This is a genomic window from Nocardia sp. JW2 (assembly GCF_051843015.1).
GTDB classification, from domain to species: Bacteria; Actinomycetota; Actinomycetes; order Mycobacteriales; family Mycobacteriaceae; genus Nocardia; species Nocardia coubleae.
This window is the reverse complement of record NZ_JBPXLK010000001.1, coordinates 62,571-84,682: the sequence shown is the minus strand read 5'-3', so window position 1 is coordinate 84,682 and position 22,112 is coordinate 62,571. Positions and strand designations below refer to the sequence as shown.

Annotated in this window: 23 protein-coding genes and 2 pseudogenes; 7 read left to right on the top strand and 18 right to left on the bottom strand. The window is 68.7% G+C overall.

The genetic code is table 11. The features are described from left to right. Positions 1-49 precede the first annotated feature (49 nt). Complete coding sequence (gene miaB, locus ACSVDM_RS00370) at positions 50-1,591, bottom strand: tRNA (N6-isopentenyl adenosine(37)-C2)-methylthiotransferase MiaB (RefSeq protein WP_439261869.1); 1,542 nt, start codon at positions 1,589-1,591, stop codon at positions 50-52. Between the two features lie 233 nt (positions 1,592-1,824). On the opposite strand from miaB, the gene ACSVDM_RS00365 reads away from it, so the two are divergent. From ACSVDM_RS00365 to ACSVDM_RS00350, 4 genes are all read left to right on the top strand, one after another. After that, positions 1,825-2,553: an amino acid ABC transporter ATP-binding protein gene (locus ACSVDM_RS00365; protein WP_166655747.1), complete on the top strand. Its 729-nt coding sequence runs from the start codon at positions 1,825-1,827 to the stop codon at positions 2,551-2,553. Positions 2,554-2,589: 36 nt separating this feature from the next. Continuing rightward, complete coding sequence (locus tag ACSVDM_RS00360) at positions 2,590-3,426, top strand: glutamate ABC transporter substrate-binding protein (protein ID WP_067492748.1); 837 nt, start codon at positions 2,590-2,592, stop codon at positions 3,424-3,426. Between the two features lie 85 nt (positions 3,427-3,511). Then, positions 3,512-4,183 (top strand): amino acid ABC transporter permease, encoded by a 672-nt coding sequence (locus ACSVDM_RS00355; protein WP_067636325.1) that lies wholly within the window; start codon positions 3,512-3,514, stop codon positions 4,181-4,183. Beyond that, a complete protein-coding gene (locus tag ACSVDM_RS00350) occupies positions 4,180-5,076 on the top strand; it encodes an amino acid ABC transporter permease (protein WP_067636327.1) in 897 nt (298 codons plus the stop codon). The genes ACSVDM_RS00355 and ACSVDM_RS00350 overlap by 4 nt, the downstream gene beginning before the upstream one ends. A gap of 51 nt (positions 5,077-5,127) precedes the next feature. Here the strand turns inward: ACSVDM_RS00350 and ACSVDM_RS00345 are convergent, their stop codons facing one another. From ACSVDM_RS00345 to ACSVDM_RS00295, 11 genes and pseudogenes are all read right to left on the bottom strand, one after another. After that, a complete protein-coding gene (locus ACSVDM_RS00345) occupies positions 5,128-5,988 on the bottom strand; it encodes a 3-hydroxyacyl-CoA dehydrogenase (protein WP_439261866.1) in 861 nt (286 codons plus the stop codon). Between the two features lie 107 nt (positions 5,989-6,095). Then, complete coding sequence (locus tag ACSVDM_RS00340) at positions 6,096-7,073, bottom strand: glycine betaine ABC transporter substrate-binding protein (protein WP_439261864.1); 978 nt, start codon at positions 7,071-7,073, stop codon at positions 6,096-6,098. Next, the gene (locus ACSVDM_RS00335) at positions 7,070-7,870 is read right to left on the bottom strand and encodes an ABC transporter permease (RefSeq protein WP_439262629.1); all 801 of its coding nucleotides are present in this window, start codon (positions 7,868-7,870) and stop codon (positions 7,070-7,072) included. Before ACSVDM_RS00335 ends, ACSVDM_RS00340 begins: the two co-directional genes overlap by 4 nt. A gap of 73 nt (positions 7,871-7,943) precedes the next feature. After that, a complete protein-coding gene (locus tag ACSVDM_RS00330; RefSeq protein WP_439261862.1) occupies positions 7,944-9,113 on the bottom strand; it encodes an ABC transporter ATP-binding protein in 1,170 nt (389 codons plus the stop codon). Beyond that, positions 9,106-9,756, bottom strand: a complete 651-nt coding sequence (locus tag ACSVDM_RS00325; RefSeq protein ID WP_067636695.1) for an ABC transporter permease — start codon at positions 9,754-9,756, stop codon at positions 9,106-9,108. The genes ACSVDM_RS00330 and ACSVDM_RS00325 overlap by 8 nt, the downstream gene beginning before the upstream one ends. A 216-nt stretch (positions 9,757-9,972) precedes the next feature. Beyond that, positions 9,973-10,131 (bottom strand): annotated as a pseudogene (locus ACSVDM_RS00320) (recombination regulator RecX); the annotation flags it as partial. 177 nt (positions 10,132-10,308) lie between these two features. Next, positions 10,309-10,851, bottom strand: a pseudogene (recX, locus tag ACSVDM_RS00315) (recombination regulator RecX); the annotation flags it as partial. 421 nt (positions 10,852-11,272) lie between these two features. Beyond that, positions 11,273-12,310 (bottom strand): recombinase RecA, encoded by a 1,038-nt coding sequence (recA, locus tag ACSVDM_RS00310; protein ID WP_067492737.1) that lies wholly within the window; start codon positions 12,308-12,310, stop codon positions 11,273-11,275. 140 nt (positions 12,311-12,450) lie between these two features. Beyond that, positions 12,451-12,900 (bottom strand): nuclear transport factor 2 family protein, encoded by a 450-nt coding sequence (locus ACSVDM_RS00305; RefSeq protein ID WP_439261860.1) that lies wholly within the window; start codon positions 12,898-12,900, stop codon positions 12,451-12,453. Positions 12,901-12,911: 11 nt separating this feature from the next. After that, a complete protein-coding gene (locus tag ACSVDM_RS00300) occupies positions 12,912-13,790 on the bottom strand; it encodes a pyridoxamine 5'-phosphate oxidase family protein (RefSeq protein WP_439261858.1) in 879 nt (292 codons plus the stop codon). Positions 13,791-13,799: 9 nt separating this feature from the next. Beyond that, on the bottom strand, positions 13,800-14,261 hold the full coding sequence (locus ACSVDM_RS00295) for a VOC family protein (protein WP_439261856.1): 462 nt from the start codon (positions 14,259-14,261) through the stop codon (positions 13,800-13,802). Between the two features lie 126 nt (positions 14,262-14,387). Between ACSVDM_RS00295 and ACSVDM_RS00290 the strand changes: the two genes are divergently transcribed. Continuing rightward, positions 14,388-14,903, top strand: coding sequence for a CGNR zinc finger domain-containing protein (locus tag ACSVDM_RS00290; protein WP_067492733.1), 516 nt, complete (start codon positions 14,388-14,390; stop codon positions 14,901-14,903). 4 nt (positions 14,904-14,907) lie between these two features. Here the strand turns inward: ACSVDM_RS00290 and ACSVDM_RS00285 are convergent, their stop codons facing one another. The 5 genes from ACSVDM_RS00285 to ACSVDM_RS00265 all read right to left on the bottom strand — a co-directional run bounded on the left by ACSVDM_RS00285 (position 14,908) and on the right by ACSVDM_RS00265 (position 18,632). Then, positions 14,908-16,134, bottom strand: a complete 1,227-nt coding sequence (locus tag ACSVDM_RS00285; protein WP_439261853.1) for a tetratricopeptide repeat protein — start codon at positions 16,132-16,134, stop codon at positions 14,908-14,910. A 7-nt stretch (positions 16,135-16,141) separates the two neighbouring features. Continuing rightward, complete coding sequence (locus ACSVDM_RS00280) at positions 16,142-16,333, bottom strand: DUF3046 domain-containing protein (protein WP_067492988.1); 192 nt, start codon at positions 16,331-16,333, stop codon at positions 16,142-16,144. Between the two features lie 109 nt (positions 16,334-16,442). Then, positions 16,443-17,597 carry a glycosyltransferase gene (locus ACSVDM_RS00275; RefSeq protein WP_439261851.1) on the bottom strand — a complete coding sequence of 385 codons (1,155 nt, stop codon included), beginning with the start codon at positions 17,595-17,597 and terminating at the stop codon, positions 16,443-16,445. 131 nt (positions 17,598-17,728) lie between these two features. Continuing rightward, on the bottom strand, positions 17,729-18,439 hold the full coding sequence (locus ACSVDM_RS00270) for a PIG-L deacetylase family protein (protein WP_439261849.1): 711 nt from the start codon (positions 18,437-18,439) through the stop codon (positions 17,729-17,731). A gap of 16 nt (positions 18,440-18,455) precedes the next feature. Continuing rightward, positions 18,456-18,632, bottom strand: a complete 177-nt coding sequence (locus ACSVDM_RS00265; RefSeq protein ID WP_166655713.1) for a hypothetical protein — start codon at positions 18,630-18,632, stop codon at positions 18,456-18,458. A 154-nt stretch (positions 18,633-18,786) separates the two neighbouring features. Between ACSVDM_RS00265 and ACSVDM_RS00260 the strand changes: the two genes are divergently transcribed. Then, entirely contained in the window at positions 18,787-19,482 is a 696-nt protein-coding gene (locus ACSVDM_RS00260; protein ID WP_439261847.1) for a maleylpyruvate isomerase family mycothiol-dependent enzyme, read from the top strand. Positions 19,483-19,538: 56 nt separating this feature from the next. Beyond that, positions 19,539-21,029: a carboxylesterase/lipase family protein gene (locus tag ACSVDM_RS00255; RefSeq protein WP_439261845.1), complete on the top strand. Its 1,491-nt coding sequence runs from the start codon at positions 19,539-19,541 to the stop codon at positions 21,027-21,029. An 89-nt stretch (positions 21,030-21,118) separates the two neighbouring features. On the opposite strand, the gene pspM is transcribed toward ACSVDM_RS00255, so the two are convergent. Further along, positions 21,119-21,985, bottom strand: coding sequence for a phage shock envelope stress response protein PspM (gene pspM, locus ACSVDM_RS00250; protein ID WP_439261843.1), 867 nt, complete (start codon positions 21,983-21,985; stop codon positions 21,119-21,121). Between the last annotated feature and the right edge of the window lie 127 nt (positions 21,986-22,112).

Genomic DNA, 22,112 nt, shown 5'->3' with positions numbered 1-22,112 from the left:
TCGGCACCCGACCCACTACGACCGGTAGTAGAGTCCGGGTCCTCGGCGTTCACGCCGGACACCCGGTCGAACAACCGCTGTCCACCGGCTCGACCGCGGGCGCGCCGATGCGCGGCAAGCCGAGACCGACACCGATCGGCGCGGTCTTGGGCGTGACCCCTCGTTCGTGCGCGTCACCCGCTCGCGTGCGGCGATGCGATTTCACGACACCGTCGGCGATCAGGTGGTGCGGTGCGGCGGCGGTGATGTCGACGACGACGAGGTCACCGGGCCGGATCCCCGCGTCGGTGCCGGGCCGGAAGTGCACCAGTCTGCCGTCGCGGGAGCGTCCGCTCATCCGCGCGGTCGCCGCGTTCTTCTTGCCCGCTTCGGCCACGAGCAATTCCACCTCGGTGCCGATCAGCGCCTGGTTCTCCTCGAGCGACACCTGCTCCTGCAGGGCGATGAGCCGGTCGTAGCGTTCCTGCACCACCGCCTTGGGCACCTGATCGGCCAGTTCGGCGGCCGGGGTGCCGGGGCGCTTGGAGTACTGGAAGGTGTAGGCGCTGGTGAAGCGGGCCCGGCGCACCACGTCCAGGGTCTCCTGGAAGTCCTCCTCGGTCTCGCCGGGGAAGCCGACGATGATGTCGGTGGTGATCGAGGCGTGCGGCATCGCGGCGCGCACCTTGTCGATGATGCCGAGGAAGCGTTCCTTGCGGTAGGAGCGGCGCATCGCCTTGAGCACCCGGTCCGAGCCCGACTGCAACGGCATGTGCAGCTGCGGGCAGACATTGGGTGTCTCGGCCATCGCCTCGATGACGTCGTCGGTGAATTCCGCCGGATGCGGCGAGGTGAACCGCACCCGCTCGAGCCCCTCGATCTGCCCGGTCGCGCGCAGCAACTGGGCGAAGGCGCCGCGGTCGCGCGGCTGTTCGGGGTCGACGAAGTTCACGCCGTAGGAGTTCACGTTCTGGCCGAGCAGGGTCACCTCGAGCACACCCTGGTCGACCAGGGCCTGCACCTCGGCGAGCACGTCACCGGGGCGGCGGTCCACCTCCTTGCCGCGCAGCGCGGGCACGATGCAGAAGGTGCAGGTGTTGTTGCACCCCACCGAGATCGACACCCAGCCCGCGTAGGCCGATTCACGCTTGGCGGGCAGGGTGGACGGGAAGGCCTCGAGCGATTCGAGGATCTCCACCTGGGCCTGCTCGTTGTGCCGTGCCCGTTCCAGCAGCACCGGCAGCGAACCGATGTTGTGCGTGCCGAACACCACGTCCACCCACGGCGCCTTGCGTACCACGGTGTCGCGGTCCTTCTGCGCCAGGCAGCCGCCGACGGCGATCTGCATGCCCGGCCTGCCCTGCTTCACCGGCGCGAGGTGCCCGAGGGTGCCGTAGAGCTTGTTGTCGGCGTTCTCCCGCACCGCGCAGGTGTTGAACACCACCAGGTCCGGGGTGTCGCTCGGCGCGACCTTCACATAACCCGCGTCTTCGAGCAGGCCGGACAAGCGTTCGGAATCATGGACGTTCATCTGGCAACCGAAGGTGCGGACCTCGTAGGTGCGCACCTCGGTGACCGAGCCGTGCGTCGCATTCTGTCCGTTCGAATCCACCCGTCCAGGGTACGGCCACCGCCCCGGTGACCTGCGTCGCGGTCGGGCAGGCCGACCGCGACGAGGAGGCTGCCGCCCGGTTACCGGCAGGTGTCTTCTCGGCGAGCCGAGACGGCGAGTCACGGAAAGCAGGGCAAATCTCCGAAGAACGCCTAAGGTTTCTGAGCATGACCGACGACGCCGCACCCGCGACCGGGAAAGCCGACGCCGCTGCCACTGCAGGCGCGCCGCCGATGATCTCGATGCACAACGTGGACAAACACTTCGGTGAGCTCCACGTTCTGCGCAATATCAACCTGGAAGTGCCCCGCGGGCAGGTCGTGATCGTCCTCGGCCCCTCGGGCTCGGGGAAGTCCACCCTGTGCCGCACCATCAACCGGCTCGAACCGATCGACTCGGGCCGCATCGCCATCGACGGGGTGGATCTGCCCGCCGAAGGCAAGGCCCTCGCCGCGCTGCGCGCCGAGGTGGGCATGGTCTTCCAATCGTTCAATTTGTTCGCGCACAAGACAATTCTCGAGAACGTGATGCTCGCGCCGATGAAGGTGCGCGGCATCAAGAAGGACGAAGCGCGCAAGCACGCGCTCGCCCTGCTCGACCGGGTCGGCATCGCCAACCAGGCCGACAAGTACCCCGCCCAGCTGTCGGGCGGCCAGCAGCAGCGCGTGGCGATCGCGCGGTCGCTGGCGATGGACCCGAAGGTGATGCTGTTCGACGAGCCCACCTCCGCGCTGGACCCGGAGATGGTCAACGAGGTGCTCGAGGTGATGGTCTCCCTCGCCAAGGAGGGCATGACGATGCTCGTGGTCACCCACGAGATGGGCTTCGCCCGCCGTGCCGGCGACCGGGTGCTGTTCATGGCCGACGGCGAGGTCGTCGAGGACGCGGAGCCCGAAACGTTCTTCACCGCACCGCGATCCGACCGCGCCAAGGACTTCCTCGGCAAAATTCTCAGCCACTGACTTGTAGCGACACCACAAGAGGGAGAAGGAAACTCGATGAGGATCAATCGTGCGGTGCGCGTCGGCGTCGGCGCTGTGGCTCTGGCTCTGGCCGCCACCGTGACGGCGGCCTGCGGCGGCGGTGACGAGGGCAGCGCGCTCGACCACGCCAAGGAAGGCAAGCTGACCGTCGGCATCAAGTTCGACCAGCCGGGTCTCGGCCTGCGCAACACCGACGGCACCTACAGCGGCTTCGATGTCGAGGTCGCCAAGTACGTCGCCGACAAGCTCGGGGTGAAGCCCGAGGCCATCACGTTCAAGGAAACCCCGTCGGCGCAGCGCGAGACGATGATCGAGAACGGTCAGGTCGACTTCATCGTCGCCACCTACTCGATCAACGACAAGCGCAAGGAGAAGGTCGATTTCGCCGGCCCGTACTACGTGGCGGGCCAGGACCTGCTGGTGCGTGCCGACAACACCGACATCACCGGCCCCGATTCGCTCGCGGGCAAGAAGGTCTGCTCGGTGAAGGGCTCCACCCCGGCCCAGAACATCGAGAAGAACTACCCGCAAGCCCAGCTGCAGACCTACGACACGTACTCGCTGTGCCTCGAGGGCCTGCGTGGCGGTGCCATCGACGCGATGACCACCGACGACGTGATCCTGGCCGGTTACGCCGCGCAGGCGCCCGGCACCTACAAGCTGGTGGGCAAGACCTTCACCACCGAGAACTACGGCATCGGCGTGAAGAAGGACGACACCGAGGCCCGCACCAAGATCAACGACGCGATCGAGGCGATGATCGCGGACGGTTCGTGGAAGGCCGCGCTGGAGAAGTCCTTCCCCGGCACCGGTTTCAAGGTCCCGGAGCCGCCGAAGGTCGACCGCTACTGATCCCGAACACCGTCGCGGTGGCCGTGCGCCACCGCGACGGTCTTTGTCCTGCTGGCCTTTCTCATCGATCGGAGGACGCGCGTCCGTGTTCGACCTGATCTCGGAGTATGACTCCCGAATCCTCGCTGCCTTCTGGGTGACCATCAAGCTGACGTTCTTCTCGGCGATCGGCGCCCTGATTCTCGGCACCATCGTCGCCGGAATGCGTGTGTCTCCCATCCCCGTCGCGCGCTGGGTCGGCACCGCCTACGTGTCGATCTTCCGCAACACCCCCCTCACGCTGATCATCGTGTTCTGCTCGCTCGGCCTCTACAGCACGCTGCGGTGGGAGCTGGCCGGTGATTCGATCAAGGACAACAACTACTGGTGGGCGATCATCGGATTGAGCGTCTACACCGCGGCTTTCGTGTGCGAATCGCTGCGGTCGGGCATCAACACCGTCCACATCGGGCAGTCCGAGGCGGGCCGCTCGCTGGGCTTCGGGTTCGCCCAGAACCTGCGCCTGATCGTGCTGCCACAGGCTTTCCGGGCTGTCATCGCCCCGCTGGGCAGCGTGCTGATCGCGCTGACCAAGAACTCGACGATCGCCTCGGTGATCGGCGTCGGTGAGGCCGCGTTCCTGATGAGCGAGATGAACGAGAACGAGGCCGCGGTGCTCGCCATCGGTGCGATCTTCGCGCTCGGCTTCGTCGTGCTCACCCTGCCGACCGGCTTGTTCTTCGGCTGGCTGGCCAAGCGATTCGAGGTTGTCCGGTGAGTTCAGGCGCTTCGGTTCTGTTCGACGCTCCCGGCCCCAAGGCCCGGGTGCGGCACTGGATCTACTCGGTCCTGGTAGCGGCGGTACTCGTCGCGATCGCGGTGTGGATGTTCCTGGCCTTCCAGCGCGAAGGTCAGTTCACCGCCGAGAAGTGGAAGCCGTTCCTCGAGGCCGAGGTCTGGGAGACCTATCTGCTGCCCGGTCTCGAGGGCACGCTCACGGCCGCGGTGCTCTCGATCATCGGTGCGCTGATCTTCGGCATGATCTTCGGCATCCTGCGCCTCTCGGATCACACCTGGGTGCGCTGGGTGGCGGGCGCGATCGTCGAGCTGGCCCGGGCCATCCCGGTGCTGATCCTGATGATCTTCCTGTTCGCCGTGTTCGGCGACTACAAGGTGTTCCCGTCCGATCAGCTCGCGCTGGCCGCGGTGGTCATCGCCCTGATCGTCTACAACGCCTCCGTCATCGCCGAGATCGTGCGGGCCGGTATCCGGTCGCTGCCCAAGGGCCAGAGCGAGGCCGCCGTCGCGCTCGGCATGCGCAAGACCCAGCTCATGCGGCTGGTGCTGTTGCCGCAGGCGATCACCGCGATGCTGCCCGCGCTGGTCTCGCAGATGGTGGTGGTGCTCAAGGACACCGCGCTGGGCTACCAGATCACCTATGTGGAGCTGGTGCGCTCGGGTCAGCAGGTCGGTGCGGCGGAGCAGAACACGATCCCCGCCCTGATGGTGATCGCGGTCATCATGATCTCGCTCAATATCGCGCTGTCGTTCCTGGCGACCCGGTTGGAGAAGCGGCTGCGGTCGCGGCGCAAGAAGGGTGGCGGTGCGGTGCTGGCCGCCGACTCGATCGTCACCGACGCCGCACCCGGCGTGGACATCACCAAGAAGTAGGCCCGGAACCGACGGGGCCCGGTCCATCTCCTGGACCGGGCCCCGTTCGCGTCATTCGGTGTAGCGGTAGAAGCCCTCACCGGTCGACAGGCCGAGCTTGCCCTTGTCGATGTAGTTCTGTTTCAGCCAGTCGGCGAGCTTCTGCTCCTCCGGACCGCCGTTGGTCAGGATGTTGTAGGGCGTGGTGAGCCCGACGATGTCGAGGATCTGCATCGGTCCCATCGGTGCGCCGGTCCCGATGCGCCAGGTCTCGTCGACGGCCTTCGGTTCGGCATAGCCGCCCGCGACCAGCCCCATGCCGGCGTTGAGGAACGGGACGAGCAGCGAGTTGAGCACGTAACCCGCCTTCTCCTTGTGCAATTCGATGGGCACCATGCCGATGTCGGCGGCGAACTTCACGACCGAGGCGAACACCTCCGGGTCGGTCTCCGGTGTGCCCATCACCTCGGCGGTGTTGAACTTCCACACGTGGTTGGCGAAATGCAGGGCGAGGAAGCGGTCGGCGCGCCCGGTGAATCCGGCCATGTCGCTGGGCAGCAGGGTCGAGGAGTTCGTCGCGAAGACCGTGCGTTCCGGGGCGAGGCCGCCCAGCTTCGTGTACAGGTCACGTTTGATGGACAGCAACTCCGGCACCGCCTCGACGACGAGGTCGGCGTCGGCGACCGCGGCAGCCAGGTCGGTGGTCAGCGTGATGCCCGCGGCCGTCGTCTCGGTCTTGGCGGTGTCGGCTCCGGCCACTTCGGCCTGGTAGGTCTTCGCCAGTTCGTCGAACCGGGTGCGGGCGGCGGCGATCGCCTTGTCGTCGATGTCGTAGGACGTCACGTCGAAGCCGTGGAAAGCGGTCTGGAACGCGATCTGGGAACCGAGGACGCCGGTCCCGAGAACTGTCACCTTGCGGAATGCGATGGTCATGCGTGTTCCTCCCAGCGATGTCGGTGTGCCGGTGTGTAGCCACCGTCCATCATGGCCCGGCCGGTCGGCATCGTGGGGAGGTGGTCCGGCTCGGGCGCCGGGGCGGGTCAGCCGGCGGTGACGAGGCCCTCGGCGATCATCCAGTCGCGGGCGACGTCGGCGGGTTCGCGGCCGTCGATGTCGACCTGGCGGTTGAGTTCGGTGATGACCTCGTTGGTGAGCCGGGCCGAGATCGGCGCCATGATGTCGACCACGCGGGGGTTGGCGTCGGCGAACGGGCCGTGCATCACCAGGGCCGCGTTGTACTTGGGGAAGAAGCCCTTGTCGTCTTCGAGTAGCACCAGGTCCAGGGCGGGGATGCGACCGTCGGTGGCGGCGACGGAGCCGAAGCGGCACTGCTTCGCGTCGGCGGTGGCCTGGTAGACCAGGGCGTCCTGCACGATCTGTTTCTGCGCTCTGCCCGCGTCGATGCCGTATTTCTGGGCCAAGCCCGGGTAGCCGTCGGGGCGGACGTTGAACTCGGTGCCCACGCAGGTGGCGGCCGCGGCCGGGTCGGCGGCGAGCAGTTTCGCGTAGTCCGACAGGGTGCGCACGCCGGTCTCCTCGGCGGTGCGCCTGCTGGTGACCAGGGCGTAGGTGTTGTTCATCGGTGCCATGGCCGCCCACACCATGTCGTGCTGTGCGCGGTCGGCGTCGCGGACGAGGTCGAATTGTTTGCGTTCGTCGGGTTCGGGGGTCTCGTTGCCGAGGTAGTTGATCCAGCCGGTGCCGGTGTAGTCGTAGGCGATATCGATCTGGCCGTTGAGTTGCGCGTCGCGCAGGCTGTTGGAGCCCTGGATATTGGTCAGGTCGCGCACATTCGCGCCTGCGGCGGTGAGGGCGAATTCGATGAGGTAGCCGAGGATATTGGCCTCGGTGAAGTCCTTGGACCCCACCGTCACCGCGACACCGTCGAGTTCCGGAACCGGGGTGATACTGCCCGGCCCCACCGGCAGCGGCACCGAACCGCCCGATTGCAGACCGCATCCGGCGAGCACCACCGCGAGGACCGGGATCAGCCCGCGCAACCATCTGCTCTTTCTCACCGCAGCCCCCTCGGCCCGAGAAACTGTTCGGCCAGCGCGCCGAGCCAGTCGACGAACAGGGCCAGTGCCACCGCGAGCACCGCACCGACCGTGAGGGTGACGGTGTCGCGCAGTTTGTAGCCGGTGTCGATGAGGATGCCGAGGCCGCCCGCGCTCACCATGAACGACAGCGTCGCGGTACCGACGGCAAGTACAAGCGACGTACGCAACCCGGCGAGGATGTAGGGAATGGCGAGCGGGAACTCGATGCGCCGCAACACCTGTACGGCCGACATACCCTGACCGCGACCGGCATCGATGACAGCCGGGTCCACCTGCTGATAGCCGAGGATCGTGTTGCGCAACACCGGCAGCAACGAGCAGAACGCGATCGGCGCGACACCCACCCAGAACCCGGTGGTCCGGGTGAGCAGGTAGCACAGCACGATCAACCCGATCGCGGGCGCCGCCGCCCCGATATTGGCGATCCCGACGAAAAACGGTGCGAGACGGCGGAACCGGCGACGGGTGAGCAGCGTGCCCAGCGGCACCGCGATCACGACGACGATCGCGACCACGGCCGCGGTGATGAGCACGTGCTGCCAGGTGACCTCGGCGATATTGCCCGCACTGATACTGGCCTGCTGAATGGTGGTGAGTTCACGCCGGAACGCCCACAGCAGCACACCGACGGTGAGGATCAGCACGATCACCGGTTGGGCGAGCAGCCGCAGGAGTTCTGCGCGCCGCTGGGTGGCAAGTGCGGAGGCGGCGGCGGGAAGGTCGACGACCGGACGAGTGGAGGAGGTAGCGGTCACCATGAGCCCACCCGTTCCGCGACGAGAGTTCGAGTCGATCGGTGGTCGGGTCGGGAATTCTGCTGGTCGGGCATCATGACGACGCCTTCGCGGACGTGGCCAGATGGTCGATGAGGGTGTCTACGGTGACGACACCGGCGTAACCGCCGCTCGCGTCGAGGACGATCGCCGAGGCGGTGCGTTCGGTGAGCAGGGCGGCGAGGGCGTCTTGGAGAGTGGCGTCGGCAGGCAGGGTCGTGCCGATGGGCGTGCCTGCGGCGGTCAGGGAATCCGCTTGTGCTGATTCGTCTCTGGATACCCGGCGCAGTGGGCGACGCTGAGGGTCGAGGACGATTCCCCAGGTGCGATCCGCGTCGTGCAGCGCGGTGGTCAGTGCCGCGGGGTCGGTGTCCTCGGTGACGGCGACGCCTTGGTCGAGGTCCAGGTCGGCGAGGACCGCGAGCCCCAGGCGGTCGATGGTCGCGGTGGCGCCGACGAAGCCCGCGACGGTGTCGTCGGCGGGGGCGGCCAGGATCGCGGCGGGGGTGTCGTACTGCAGGATGCGGGAGCGGTCGCCGAGCACCGCGATGCGGTCGCCCAGTTTCACCGCCTCACCGAAATCGTGGGTGACGAACACGATGGTCTTGCCGAGTTCGCCCTGCAGGCGCAGCAATTCGTCCTGCAGCAGGGCGCGGGTGATGGGGTCGACGGCACCGAACGGTTCGTCCATCAGCAGTACCGGTGGGTCGGCTGCCAGCGCCCGTGCGACTCCGACGCGCTGCTGCTGGCCGCCGGAGAGCTGGCGCGGGTAGCGGTCGCGATAGGTGTCGGGATCGAGGCCCACGAGCTCGAGCATTTCGTCGGTGCGGGCGGCGACGCGGCGCCGGTCCCAGCCGAGCAGGCCCGGCACCGTCGCGATGTTCTTGGCGACCGTCATGTGCGGGAACAGCCCGGCCTGCTGGATGGAATAGCCGATGCCACGGCGCAATTCGTCGGCGTCGATGGCGAGCGCGTCGCGGCCACCGATGGTGATGGTGCCCGAGGTCGGTTCGATGAGGCGGTTGATCATCCGCATGGTTGTGGTCTTGCCACAACCGGACGGTCCGACGAGGACGACGATCTCCCCGGCGGGGATCGTCATGCTCACCTCTTCGACCGCGGGGTCCGGCTGCTCCGGATACCGTTTGGTCACCCGGTCCAGGACGATCTCCACCCCGGAAACGGCGGTGCCGGCGCCGGTTTCGGCGGTGCTGGTGTCAGTCACGAATACCCCTCGAGATGGTGAACCGTCCGAGCAGAACCAGGACGCCGTCGAGCGCGAGTGCGAGCACGACGATGAGGATGGTGCCGGTGAGCGCCTGCGGCACCGCGTTGGGACTGCCGAGGCGCGCGAGCCCGGAGAAGATCAGGTTGCCGAGCCCCGGGCCTTTCGCGTAGGCCGCGAGCGCGAGGATGCCCATGATCATCTGGGCGCTCACCCGCATCCCGGTGAGGATCGACGGCCACGCCAGCGGCAGTTCGATCCTGGTGAGCAACTGCCACCGGCCCATCCCGACGCCACGTGCGGCATCGACGGCGGCCGGGTCGACGGTGGACAACCCGAGCACGGTGTTGCGCAGAATCGGCAGCAACGCGTAGAGGACCAGCGCGACGATGGTCGGTGCCACGCCGAGCCCGAGGAACGGGATCAGCAGCCCGAGCAGCGCGAACGACGGCACGGTGAGAATCGCGCCCGCCGTCGCGGTCGCCGCCGCCGATCCGAGCGGACTCCGGTAGACCAGGATCCCCACGAGCACCGCGATCACCGTCGCCAGCAGCAGGGACTGCACCACCGCCGACACATGCAGATACGAATCGACCAGCAACTGCTCACGCCGGTTCACCACGAACGACCACAGTGCGTCCAGGATCCCCACCTCCCCATCGTCCGGCGGCCCAACGGGCCCTGCCCCAAGATGCCCACCCACAACACGGGCGAAACAACCCGTCTCACACCCTCGGCCCACCGAGCACCCGAATCCACCTGCGCGGACCCGCGTTTCACTTCCGCCTCATGCTAACGCCCCACCCCGACACCCGCGGCCGTTCCGGCTCTCCGACCCCGGATCACGAGGACAACCGAATCATCGACCCGCTTCGGCCAGTTCCGCTTTCACCACGGCGTAGGCGGTGGCGGGGTTGTAGCCGCGGCGGGCGAGCATGTCGACGAGGCGGCGAGTGAGTTTGGTTCGGTCGAGGTCGGAGGGCGTGGTGCGGAGTTTGCGGCGGACCAGGTCGGCGGCGGCTTCGTCGTCGCCGGGCTCCGGACGGGGGCGGCGTGCGGGGGCTGCGGTGCCACGGGAAGGTTCTCGGGCAGTGCCGGCCCGGGCCTGCCGGGCGCGGCCGTCGTCGGTGCCTGGCTGCTCGGCGCCGTCGTGGTTCGCGCTGTAATCGGTGCCGGTGGCCGAGGTTCGGGCGAAACCTGCGGCATCGAGTTCCGTGGTGACGACAGCGAAGGCGGTGGACTGGTCGTAGCCCCGACGGGCCAGCATGCCGACCAGGCGGCGAACCGCCTTGTCACGGTCCAAGTCTCGGGGCAGGGTGCGCAGCTTACGGCGAACCAGATCGGTGGCGCGGTCGCGTTCGGCGTCGTCGGAGACCATCGACAAAGCCTGTTCGGCGTCGGTGGGGGCTACCCCTTTGTCGCGCAGTTCGCGCTGGAGCGCTTTCTTCCCTTTGCCGGAGTAGGTGTGGCGGGCGTGTACCCACTGTTCGGCGAAGGAGCTGTCGTCGATGAGGCCCACTTCGGTGAGCCGCTCGAGTGCCGCTGCGGTGACCTCGAGCCGGAAACCCTTCTCGCCGAGCCGTTTCTCCAGTTCGGCGCGGCTGCGGGCCCGCACGGCCAGCAACCGCAGGCAGGCGTCCTTGGCTTGTTCCACGGTGGCTCCGGGCCGGTCACCCGGGGCGAGCCGGCGTGTGCCGGCTCGCCTCTCGGGCTCTCCCGGTGGGGATCCGGCCGCCACCGGATCCACCTGCCGCCCGTCGTCACCACCGACGACGGTCGACAGGGAGTCTGTGTCGCGCCGCGTGGATCGGCGAGAACGCCGGGCGCGGCGGGGCGTCGCCGCCCCGCTCCCCCACTCTTCATGATCAACACCGGTTCGCGGGGCGGAATCGGCGGGATTGTGTGCATCGGTGAATCCGGTCGGGTGCGCGCGCTGCGGATCGCCCGCACCCGACCGAATTCCCTTCGCGCCCGGGGCGGCTCGTTCGGCACGAGCCGCCGGGGCGAGTTCGGTGGCCGACCCCGGTTCGCGCGTCACCTCGGACGTCAGCGACTGCGGTTGCACCTCGATACCGAGGCGAGCCAGCTGACGTCGCATGTCCTCGACCGGATCGGCCGAGTCGCGGCGCGCGCGGCCGGGGTTCGGCGTGCGCATCGGCTCAGAAGTCGGCGGGTGCGTCGGCCTCGGCGGTCAGATCCGCGCCGATGCCGAGCTTTTCCTTGATCTTCTTCTCGATCTCGTCGCGCACATCGGTGTTCTCCAGCAGGAACTTGCGGGCGTTCTCCTTGCCCTGGCCCAGCTGGTCGCCCTCGTAGGTGTACCAGGAGCCGGACTTGCGGATGAAGCCGTGCTCGACACCCATGTCGATGAGCGAGCCCTCCTTGGAGATGCCCTGCCCGTAGAGGATGTCGAACTCGGCCTGCTTGAACGGCGGGCTCACCTTGTTCTTGACGACCTTCACGCGGGTGCGGTTACCGACCGCGTCGCTGCCGTCCTTGAGGGTTTCGATGCGGCGCACGTCCAGGCGCACCGAGGCGTAGAACTTGAGCGCCTTACCACCGGTGGTGGTCTCGGGCGAACCGAACATCACGCCGATCTTCTCGCGCAGCTGGTTGATGAAGATGGCGGTGGTGCCCGACGTGCTCAGCGCGCCGGTCATCTTGCGCAGCGCCTGGCTCATCAGGCGGGCCTGCAGGCCGACGTGGCTGTCGCCCATCTCGCCCTCGATCTCGGCGCGCGGTACCAGGGCCGCGACCGAGTCGATGACGATGATGTCGATGGCACCCGAGCGCACGAGCATGTCGGCGATCTCGAGGGCCTGCTCACCGGTGTCGGGCTGGGAGACGAGCAGTGCGTCGGTATCGACCCCCAGCTTGCGGGCGTAGTCGGGATCGAGCGCGTGCTCGGCGTCGATGAAGGCGGCGACACCGCCCGCGGCCTGGGCGTTGGCCACCGCGTGCAGCGCGACGGTGGTCTTACCCGAGGATTCCGGGCCGTAGATCTCGACGACGCGACCGCGCGGCAACCCGCCGATCCCGAGCGCGACGTCGAGGGCGATGGAGCCGGTCGGGATGACGGAGATGGGCTGGCGGGCCTCTTCGCCCAGGCGCATGACCGCGCCCTTGCCGAAGCTCTTCTCCACCTGAGCCAGCGCCAGTTCCAGCGCTTTGTCGCGATCGTAGGCCTGCGGTGCCATGATGTGGTCCCCTTCTCGAGGTGAGTGTCTCTCTGGTTGGCGCCCACAGTAGAGGGCGGCACCGACAAGTTCTGTCGCCAAGATTAGTCGAACACTCTTTCGAGTCAAGCGACGCGCCCGCAAACACGCCACGACCGTCGTCAGTGCTGCGGCAGCACCGATTCGTCGCCCTCGGCACGCGGCCCGAGGATCCGTCGTCGCGACTGTTCGATGCGCACATCGTTGATGCTCGCCTCACGCCGGGCCATCCGCCCGTCGGGCGCGAACTCCCACTGTTCGTTGCCGTAGCTGCGCCACCACTGCCCGGTGTCGTCGTGCCATTCGTATTGGAAGCGCACGGCGATGCGGTTGTCGTGGAAGGCCCACAGATCCTTGCGCAGTGCGTAGCCGTTCTCGGTGGCCCATTTGCGGGTGAGGAACTCGACGATCGCGGCGTGGCCGGTGAAGAACTCGTCGCGGTTGCGCCACACCGAATCCTCGGTGTACGCGGCGGCGACCCGCTCGGGATCACGGGTGTTCCAGGCGTTTTCGGCGGCCCGCACCTTGGCACGGGCGGAGTCGAGGTCGAAGGGAGGCAGCGGTGGTCGCACGGTGTCGCCTTTCAAGGGTTGTGCGGTGACAGTTCGGGTGCGCCGAAGCGCAGTGGGAGCGCGCCGGGGCGTTCGATCACCCGCTCGACGGTGTAGTCGACGGCGCATTGCGCACCGGTGGTGAGATCGGCGGTGTCCCAGATGATTTCGGCCCGGCCGGTGAGCTGCAGCAGCGTACCGGTCGACCAGTCGGCGATCAGCAATCCGCACCGCGGGTGCACGGCGAGGTTGCCGAGGGTCATGAACATCGAGTTGCCGCGATAGTCCGGCCAGCGCAGCCGGGTCGGCGACAGCAGCTCGAGGAAGCCGGGGTTGCCGCCGCGATGGGAGGCATCGGCGTGCCCGTCGGCGTCGGCGGTGGCGACGAAGAAGGTGTCGGCGGCGGCGATCATCGTCCCCTGCTCGGCGGTGAGTTCCGTGCCGTGCCGCGCCGGACCGGCCTGCCCGGCCGACACAGCGCGGATCTCTCGGCGTGAGATGTACTTCGGGCAGTTCGCGTACACCTGTTCGGTGCTGATCCGCACCCCACCGGGCCGCGGCCGCGCGGTCCCATTGACGCGCATCCGGCGCCGCCGCTGCGCCTGCACGGCGATCATCCCGACCGCGATATCGCCGGTCAACGCGTCGGACAAGGGGTCGTCGTCACTGGGTAGCGCGGTGATGTCGATGGTGGTGTCGTCGATCGCGTGGACGAATCCGGCGGGTCCGGTGAGCGGGCTCGCCCACAGCCGCCCGGCCGCGTCGGCCGCCGCGAGGACGACCATCGGCTGCTCGGCGAGGAAGCCCGCGGCGACGGCCGGGATCCCGGTGCGGATCGAACGCCCGACGCGATCGGCGATCCCGGCCTGGCCGAGGCGTTGCTGCACGGCCAGCTCACCCGGATGGAACATGACGACTCCTCAGAAGAATCCACAGGTCGGCGCGCTACCCGCGGGAGCGGGCGCGGATTCGGCGCCGGCCGGGGCGTACACCTCGAGCCGGATGCCGTCGGGATCGGCGAAGAAGATCCCGCCCGAGGACGCGCCCTCGCCGTGGGCGACCACTCCTTCGTGGAAGAACTCGGTGGCCAGTTCCCGCAGCGCCGACTCGACGGCGCGCACCGAGTCGAGGTCGGCGACCTGGAAGGCGAGGTGGTGCAGTCCCGGTGCGCCGGTGGCGAATTCGCCGGTGCTCTGCTGCCACAGCGTGAGCATCAGCACACCGTCGATACCGAGAAAGGCCCAGCGGCGCGCACCGTCGGCGCCGCTGCCGAGTTCCTCGAAGCCGAGACCACGGCGATAGAACTCCGCGGAGCGGTCGAGGTCGGTGACATTGAGCCCGATGTGGCCGGTGGTGAGCACGGGAGCGGTGACGGCGGTCATGAGTCCTCCAGGAATGGGAAACTATCTATGAACGTTTTGATGGTTAGAACATAAGACGACGAAGCACTGCCGTCAACCCTTGAAATACTTTTTGATGGTTAGGAACGTGAGTTGATAGCCTCAGACATGCGCGATCCCCGTCCGCACACCGGCGAACCACCTGCTCTCGACCTGCTCAACACCCGATGGGCAGGCGCCGAACCCGGCGATCTGCTGGCCGATCTCGACGGGTTGCGCACCTGGCTGGCGCTGCTCGACCTGACCGACCGGGTGCCCGCCGACGAGCACACCCTCACCGCGCTGCACACCGCACGTGACGCCGTATACGACACGGTCACCCGCGCCGACCACACCGCACTCAACCGAGTGCTCGACCAGGGACGCATCCGCCGCGAACTCACCGACGACGGCCCACGCGACATCCCGGAGGTGGCCGACCCCGCCTGGCTACCCGGCTGGCTCGCCGCCGACAACCTGCTGCGGCTGATCGCCGAAGCGCCGCACCGCATCCGCCAGTGCGCCCACCCCGACTGTGTGCTCTTCTTCTACGACACGTCCAAGAACGGCACCCGCCGCTGGCATTCCATGGCGACCTGCGGCAACCGTGCCAAGGCCGCCCGCCACTACGCCAAGAGCGGGTGAGCGTTCAGAACAATTCGTCGAGCAGGCGGTAGTAGTCGAGTTTGTCCGCATCGGGTGCGGTCAGGCCGTAGGCCGCACGGAACGCCGTCACCGCTTCGGCGCCGAAATCCTCCCCGAGGTCGCGTTCGGCCAGGGCGAGGTCGCGGTAGCGGTCGGCGCGGCCGAGCTCGGCGACGTCGATCAGCACGCCACCGGCCAGCACATTGCCCGGGGTGAAATCGCCGTGCGCGACGACGAGATCTTCGCTCGCCGGACGACGGCGGACCAGTTCCGCGAGCAGCTCGGCCGGTGTCCGATCGCGGTGATCGGGGTCGAAATCGTCGGCGTCGACGAAGCCCTCGACGACATTGCGGTGCGCCCGTGCGAGGGTGATGTCGAGCCCGGCGTCGAACGGGCAGTCCGCTACCGGCAGGTCGTGCAGGGCACGCAGCCGCGAACCGAGCAGCGTACCGGCGGCGGCCGGGTCGGGGGCCTGCGACGACACCGAACCGCCGCCCACGTCCGCGAGAACCAGCACGTCCTCGGCGAACGCCGCCACTTCGGGAACGGCGATGCCCTTGTCGCGCAACCAGATCAGGCGCTCGTGTTCGGCGACGGCGCGTGGGCCGCGTTTGATCCAGTACTCCCCCGCCCGCAGCACATTGCCGCCGCGGCCCTCGTGCTCGTCGGACCAATCGGCCAGCGGTCCGACCAAGGCGATCACCTCGGGCGGCAAGGGCAGAGCCAGCTCGTCGAGGTGGTCGAGCGCCGCCCTGGTCGACTCGATCAGCTCGGAGTCACCGTCGGCCACCCGCAACCGCATCGCCTCGTTGAGCAGCTCGCGCGCCTCGGCGGGCCGATGCTGTTCGGCCAGCGATTTGCCCAGGTGGTGGGCGGCGAAGGAGACGAGTTCGGGGTCGAGGGCGCGGCTGGCGTCCAGCGCGCGGCGGTACAGGATCTCGGCGCGACCGGGTTCGCCCTGATAGCGGTACACATCGGCCAGATTGATCCACACGGTGATGCGGCGGCGCTCGGTATCGGCCAGTTCGAGGGCCTGGTCCAGGCGGTCGAGCGCCTCGTCATGGCGCCCGAGCAGCATCAGCGCGATGCCGAGCCTGCGCAGACCACCGAAGTCGTGCGGATCGGCGGCGGCGACACGGGCGGCGAGGGATTCGGCGTCGACCGGGATCATCCGCAATCGTTCGTCGAACCGGTAGGGACGTGCCGACGAGTTCTGCGCTGTCACGGACATGGTCTGGTCACCACCGGTTTCTGGGGACGTCGAAGTCGGCACACAGCGCCCGCCATACCTCGCGCGGGTCGATTCCCGCCTCGATCGCGGCCGCACCGGTCATTCCGAAGGCCGGAATGACGTGATCGGCCAGCATGGCGTCGGCGCGCGCAACGCCGAACTCGGTGTGCATCAGCTCCTGGAATTCGGTCAACCGCACCTTGCCCAAGATACTCGCGCTGTCGTGCACCCGTCAGGACGCCGGTCCAGTCCCGCCTGCTTTCGACGGCCAACCGAAGATGCGGCTGTTGCGAGCCCGACCGGCTACCTCAGACCGTGGCCCCGACGCGATGACAGATCTCGACCGGGTCGGCGACCTCGTCGAGGCCGTCCGCGGCCCGGCGCGCGGCGGCGGCGAACGCCTTGTCGTCGAGGACCTGCCGCACGGCCGCGGCGACGGCGTCCGGGGTGAGCGGCCGGATCAGCAGCGAACTGCCCTGGCGCACCGCACGATTGGCCAGTTCCCACTGGTCGCCGCCGCCGGGCACGGTCACCACCGGCACCCCGGCGGAGAGGGATTTCGCGAGCAACCCGTGCCCGCCCCCACCGACGACCACCGCGGCATGGGTGAGCAGTTCGTCCTGGCGGCCCAGGCCCGCCGTCGCCCAGGCGGGCAGGTCTGCCGGTGGGGTGTCGAGCATCGAAACCGCCGCGCGCACACCGAGTCCGGACAGACCCTCGAGCACGGTCTCGGCCATGCCGGCCACCCCGGTGTGGGCGGTGGACGGGGCAACCATCACCAGTGGTTCGTCGCCGGGTGGCAGTTCGAGCACGGCGTCGGTGGGTTCCCAGAGCAGCGGGCCGACGACGTAGGTGTCGGCGGGCCAATCGGGTCGTGGGAGCTCGAGCGCGGGCAGGGTGGCGATGAGGCGAGCGGCGGGGCCGGGGTCCTCGGCGGGCAGCCCGATGCCCACCCGTGCCGCCGAACGCTGCCGCTCACCGGCCCGCACCGCGCGGTCGGTCATGGTGCGCAGCACGGTGTCGCGCAACCGGCCGCGTACTCCCTCGCCCGGTGCCAGGCCGCTCCCGATCGGCGGCAGACCTTTCGACGGCAGGTACAGCGGGTGCGGTGAGAGCTCCACCCATGGCACGCCGAGGCGTTCGGCCGCGAGACCGCCGCCGGCGGTGAGCACATCGGAGACGACCAGGTCGGGCAGCATGGCGCCGAGTTCGGGCAGGTTCTCCGTGGCGATGTAGGCGGCGCGTTCGTGGATCCGGGCGCCCGCGTCGGTGTCGTCGTCGACCGAGCGCGGCGCGAGCCCTTTGAGTTTGCGCACGCCGATGCCCGCGGCCCGTGCCGCGTCGAGCCACCGGGGACCGGTGAACAACACCGGCTCGTCTCCGGCGTCCAGCAACCGCAGACACAACGCGATCGCGGGAAACGCATGCCCTGGGTCGGGCCCGGCTACCACAGCTACTCGCATGCGCCTCACCATGCCATATCCGCAGGACGCACGGTCGCGACCCCGTCGACACGGCCCAGATCGGCCGATGTCTGGCCGACCCGCCCACGCGCCCAAGACAATCGGGCCGCGTCACCGATTCCGGCGCGCGCTCAGCCCGCGAAGGTGAACAGCTCGAAACCGACCGCGTGCGCGGCGGGGAATCCGTCCTTGGGGCCCGTTGCCATCGCCACGATCTCGTCCACCTGTTCTTCCACCGGGACCGTGCTCAGCACCTGCAGATAGCGCCGATGCGCGGCCAGGCTGGCCCGTGCCCTGTCCAGCTGATCACTCACGTCCACCGCGTGGGTGGCGACCGGGCCGACGACGGCGGCCCAGCGCGCGGACCACGGTGCCAGATCGGCGATCTCGGGGAAGATCCATTCGTTGCCCGCGTCGGAGACCGCGTCCATCGCCGAGCGGCCGACGGCCCGGTGATCGGCGCTGTTCACGAAGCCGGGCGCCCAGGTGTCGCCGAAATTGAACAGCACGACCATCTCGGGGCGGTGCCTGCGGATCGCGGCGGCCAGGTCGCGGCGCAGCGGCAGGCCCTCCTCGATGCGTCCGTCGGGGTAGTCGAGGAATTCGACGGTGTGCACGCCCACTTCGCGTGCGCCCGCGATCTCCTCGGCCTCCCGCAACGGCGCGGCCTGCGCGGGGGGAACGCCCGCGATCCCGGCTTCCCCTCGGGTGACGAGCAGATAGCGAATGTCCTTGCCCTGCTTCGTCCATCGCGCGACGGCCGCCGCCGCACCGTATTCGATGTCGTCCGGATGCGCGACGATCACGAGTCCGCGCTGCCAATCCTCGGGTAGCTGTTCCACCCCGCCCATGCTAGGGCTAGATCTTGCTGACCGGCGTCTTGTCTCCCGACCCCGTCACCGCCTTGTACAGCAGGTACAGCCCGGTGCCGATCGCGGCGAGCACCAGAATCGGCAGCACCGCCTCGAGGATCGCCCCGATGATCCAGAACGCGATGACCGCTACGACGACGATGCCGATGACCTTGAAAACCATGATGTGACTCCTCGGTGTCCGCGACCGCACAGCCGCGATCGACACCTTCGATGCTGCCACCGCGGCCGTGGTAAATCACCAGGTCAGCGCTGATATCCGGGTAGAGATCAGGGTTCACCCCGAGACTGCCGCCGTCGCCATCTACCGTGAATCCATGAACTACCTGGCTCTGCTGCGTGCCGAACTCACCATGTTCGGCGAGCTGATCACCGACGACGTCGATCTCGCCGCACCCGTCACCACCTGCGGCGACTGGACCTTCTACGATCTGGTCGATCACCTGGGCCGGGGTAATCAGTGGGTGGTCACCGCCGTCACCGAGCTCCGTGGCGACGACGACGGTCTGCCCGCGCCGAAAGATCCCGCGGCCCTGCGCAAGTGGTACGACGAGTCCGCCGACGCCCTCGCCGCCACCTTGTCGGCCGATCCCGAACAGGAAGCGTGGACCTTCACCCGTGCCATGCCGCGCACGGTCGGCTTCTGGCGCCGTCGCCGCGCCCACGAGACGCTGATGCACCGGTGGGACGGCCAACACGCACTCGGGAAGGCCGAGCCGTTCGACCGCGCGATCGCCGAGGACGGCATCGATGAGGTCTTCGAGCTGTTCGCACCCCGAATGATCCACCGCGGCCTGGCGACCGAACCGGAGGTGGCGCTGCGCGTTCGCACCACCGACACCGATCGCCGCTGGACCTACGGTCCCGGCGAACCGGTGGCCGAGCTGGCGGGTACGGCATCGGATCTGCTGCTCGCGTTGTGGGCCCGCATCCCGCCCGAGGACCAGGGTCTGCGCTGGGACGGTGACCGCGCCGCCGGGCTGCGCGTCCTGGCCGGGCCCTTGGTTCCATAAGCGCCCCACCGAACCGGACATGCGTCCATAATCGGGTTCGACTGCGAGGAGGACCGATGGAACCGATCGTCACGATCACCGGCGGCGCGATTCGGGGCACGACCGAAGGCGGCGTCACCCGGTTTCTCGGTGTGCCGTACGCGGCGGCGCCGGTGGGCGCGCGACGGTTCCGGTTGCCCGAACCGGTGGAGCGCTGGGAGGGGGTGCGCGAGGCGACGAGTATGGGGCCGACGTGCGCGCAGTCACCGTATCCCGCGCCGATCCACGCCCTGATCGGCAGCGACGGCATCCCCGGCGACGACTACCTCAATGTGAACGTCTGGACACCCGAGGTGGGCGGGGCGGGCCTGCCGGTGCTGGTGTGGATTCATGGCGGCGCGTTCGTGCGCGGGTCCAACGCACGCCGGATCTACGACGGCACCGCGTTCGCGCGCGACGGTGTGGTCCTGGTGTCGATCAACTACCGCCTGGGGATCTCCGGGTTCGCGGTGCTCGACGGCGCACCGTCGAATCGTGGTCTGCACGACCAGCTCTGCGCGCTGCGCTGGGTGCGGGACAACATCTCCGCGTTCGGTGGCGACCCGGACAATGTGACGATCTTCGGGGAGTCCGCAGGCGGTATGAGCGTGGCCGCGCTGATGGCGGCGCCGCAGTCGGCGGGACTGTTCCGCCGGGCGATCGTGCAGAGCGGCAACGGCTCCGTCGCCGCCGAGGCCGACGACGCGCGCCTGGTTTCGGCCGCGCTGGCCGAACACCTCGGAATCACACCCACCGCGGCGGATTTCGGTGCACTCGGTCCGGCCGACTTGTGCTCGGCGCAGAACGCCGTCGCGCTCGCGCTGATGACCGACCCCGACCCCCAGCGGTGGGGCACCTCGGTGGTCGAGCGCGGCCTCGGCATCATGAGCCTGTTCCCGGTGGTCGACGGGGATGTCGTCGAGGGCACCCCCACCGAGGTACTCGCGGCCAACCCGCAGCGCCGGGTTCCGCTCGTCGCGGGCACCACCGCCGACGAATTCCGCTTCTTCACGGTGCCCACCGGGATCACCGCGGGCGTCGATGCCGACAGCTTGCCGTTCGTGCTGGCCCGCTACGGCATCGATCCGTCGGTGGCACACACCTATTCGCGGCAACGTCCCGATGCCGCACCGGCCGAGATCTTCAACGCGATCCTCACCGACTGGTGTTTCCGCGCGGGCACCATGGACCTCGCCGAAACCAATGCCGCCACCGCGGCGACCTACGTCTACGAGTTCGCTTGGCCCACCGCACTGCCCGGCCTCGGCGCCTGCCATGTGCTGGAAGTCCCGTTCGTCTTCGACGCCGTGGACAACGCCCACACCCTCACCGGGCCGACCCCGCCGCAGCCGCTGGCCGACGAAATCCACGCAGCCTGGGTCTCTTTCGCCACACATGGCAGCACGGGCTGGTCGGCGTTCACTCCGGCAGAGAAGAACGTCCGCATCTTCGACCACCCCGCGTCGTCCACGGTCGACAATCCGCGCGCCGAGGAGCTAGCCGCCCTCCGTCAGGCGATTCGCTCCTGAGAACCGGACTGCTCGGCAGGTCTGTCGAGCCGGGCCGCCCGACCCGCGGTACCCGCTGCACGAGTAGGGGATCCGTGCGGGCGAGATTTTCAGCGGGGAAGATCGGGCGACGACAAGCCGGGTCCGTCGGCCATCTCGGTGAGGGCCTGGGCCCAGCCGTCGAGGCGGTCGGCGGCTTCGCGCAGATCGGCGACGATGCCGTTGAACTGGTAGGCCACCACGGTGTCCTCCGGGACGGCCAGGATGCGAGCAGCCGCCGCGACGAGCTGTTCGTATTCGACGACACCGGTTTCCAGGCGCGCGAGCACGGCGGCGACCGTGGTCTTCAATGCCGACACCGTCTCCGGGTTCGCCCGGCCTACCGTGTCGACGGCCTGTTCCATCGCGACCACGTCGGCGGCCAGGGCGTGTAGCGCGGCCGCCCCGGAGCTCGCGGTGGCGAGCAGGTCGCGCAATTCGTCCTCGGGTAACCGCCGGGTGCGCGCGATCTGGGCGCCCAGCCCGTGCAACGCGCGTTCAGCCCGGATCAATCGCTGAATCGGCGCGCGGGCCGCCGAGCGCAGTCCCGGCGACTTGCGCGGTACGAACGTCGCCTGCGGCAACGGCTGATGGCGGGTCTGCAGATAGCGGCGCGCGTTCACCGCGGCGCCGGTCACGAAAGCCACTGCGCCGCCGCCGATGACGACCACCGCCCACGCCGGCGCCGACACCACGGCCAGGCCGACAGCCCCGACGGTGGTGATCCCCGACGCTGTGCCCAGCTGAAAACTGCGCCTGCGCATGCGGCGCCGGCGCCGCAACTCACGCTCGCGCGGATCGGCCCAGCGGCGCACCGCGACCAGCGCCTGCTCCCCCACGCCGCGCAGAGTCGCGGGCATGCCACCGCTCATCGTCGACTGCACAACTGCCATCGGATCGGCGACCTCGATCCGGTCGCGCCGCGTTCTCCCGCTCATCGTGATCCTTCCACCTACCCAGAGTGCCACGCGGGTACGACAACCTCACCCTGAACAGGGCCGGGCCGCCGGTCGGCGTTCGATGCCCGCGACGGGCGCGAGTATCGAGCGTCGGCCGACGGCCCGA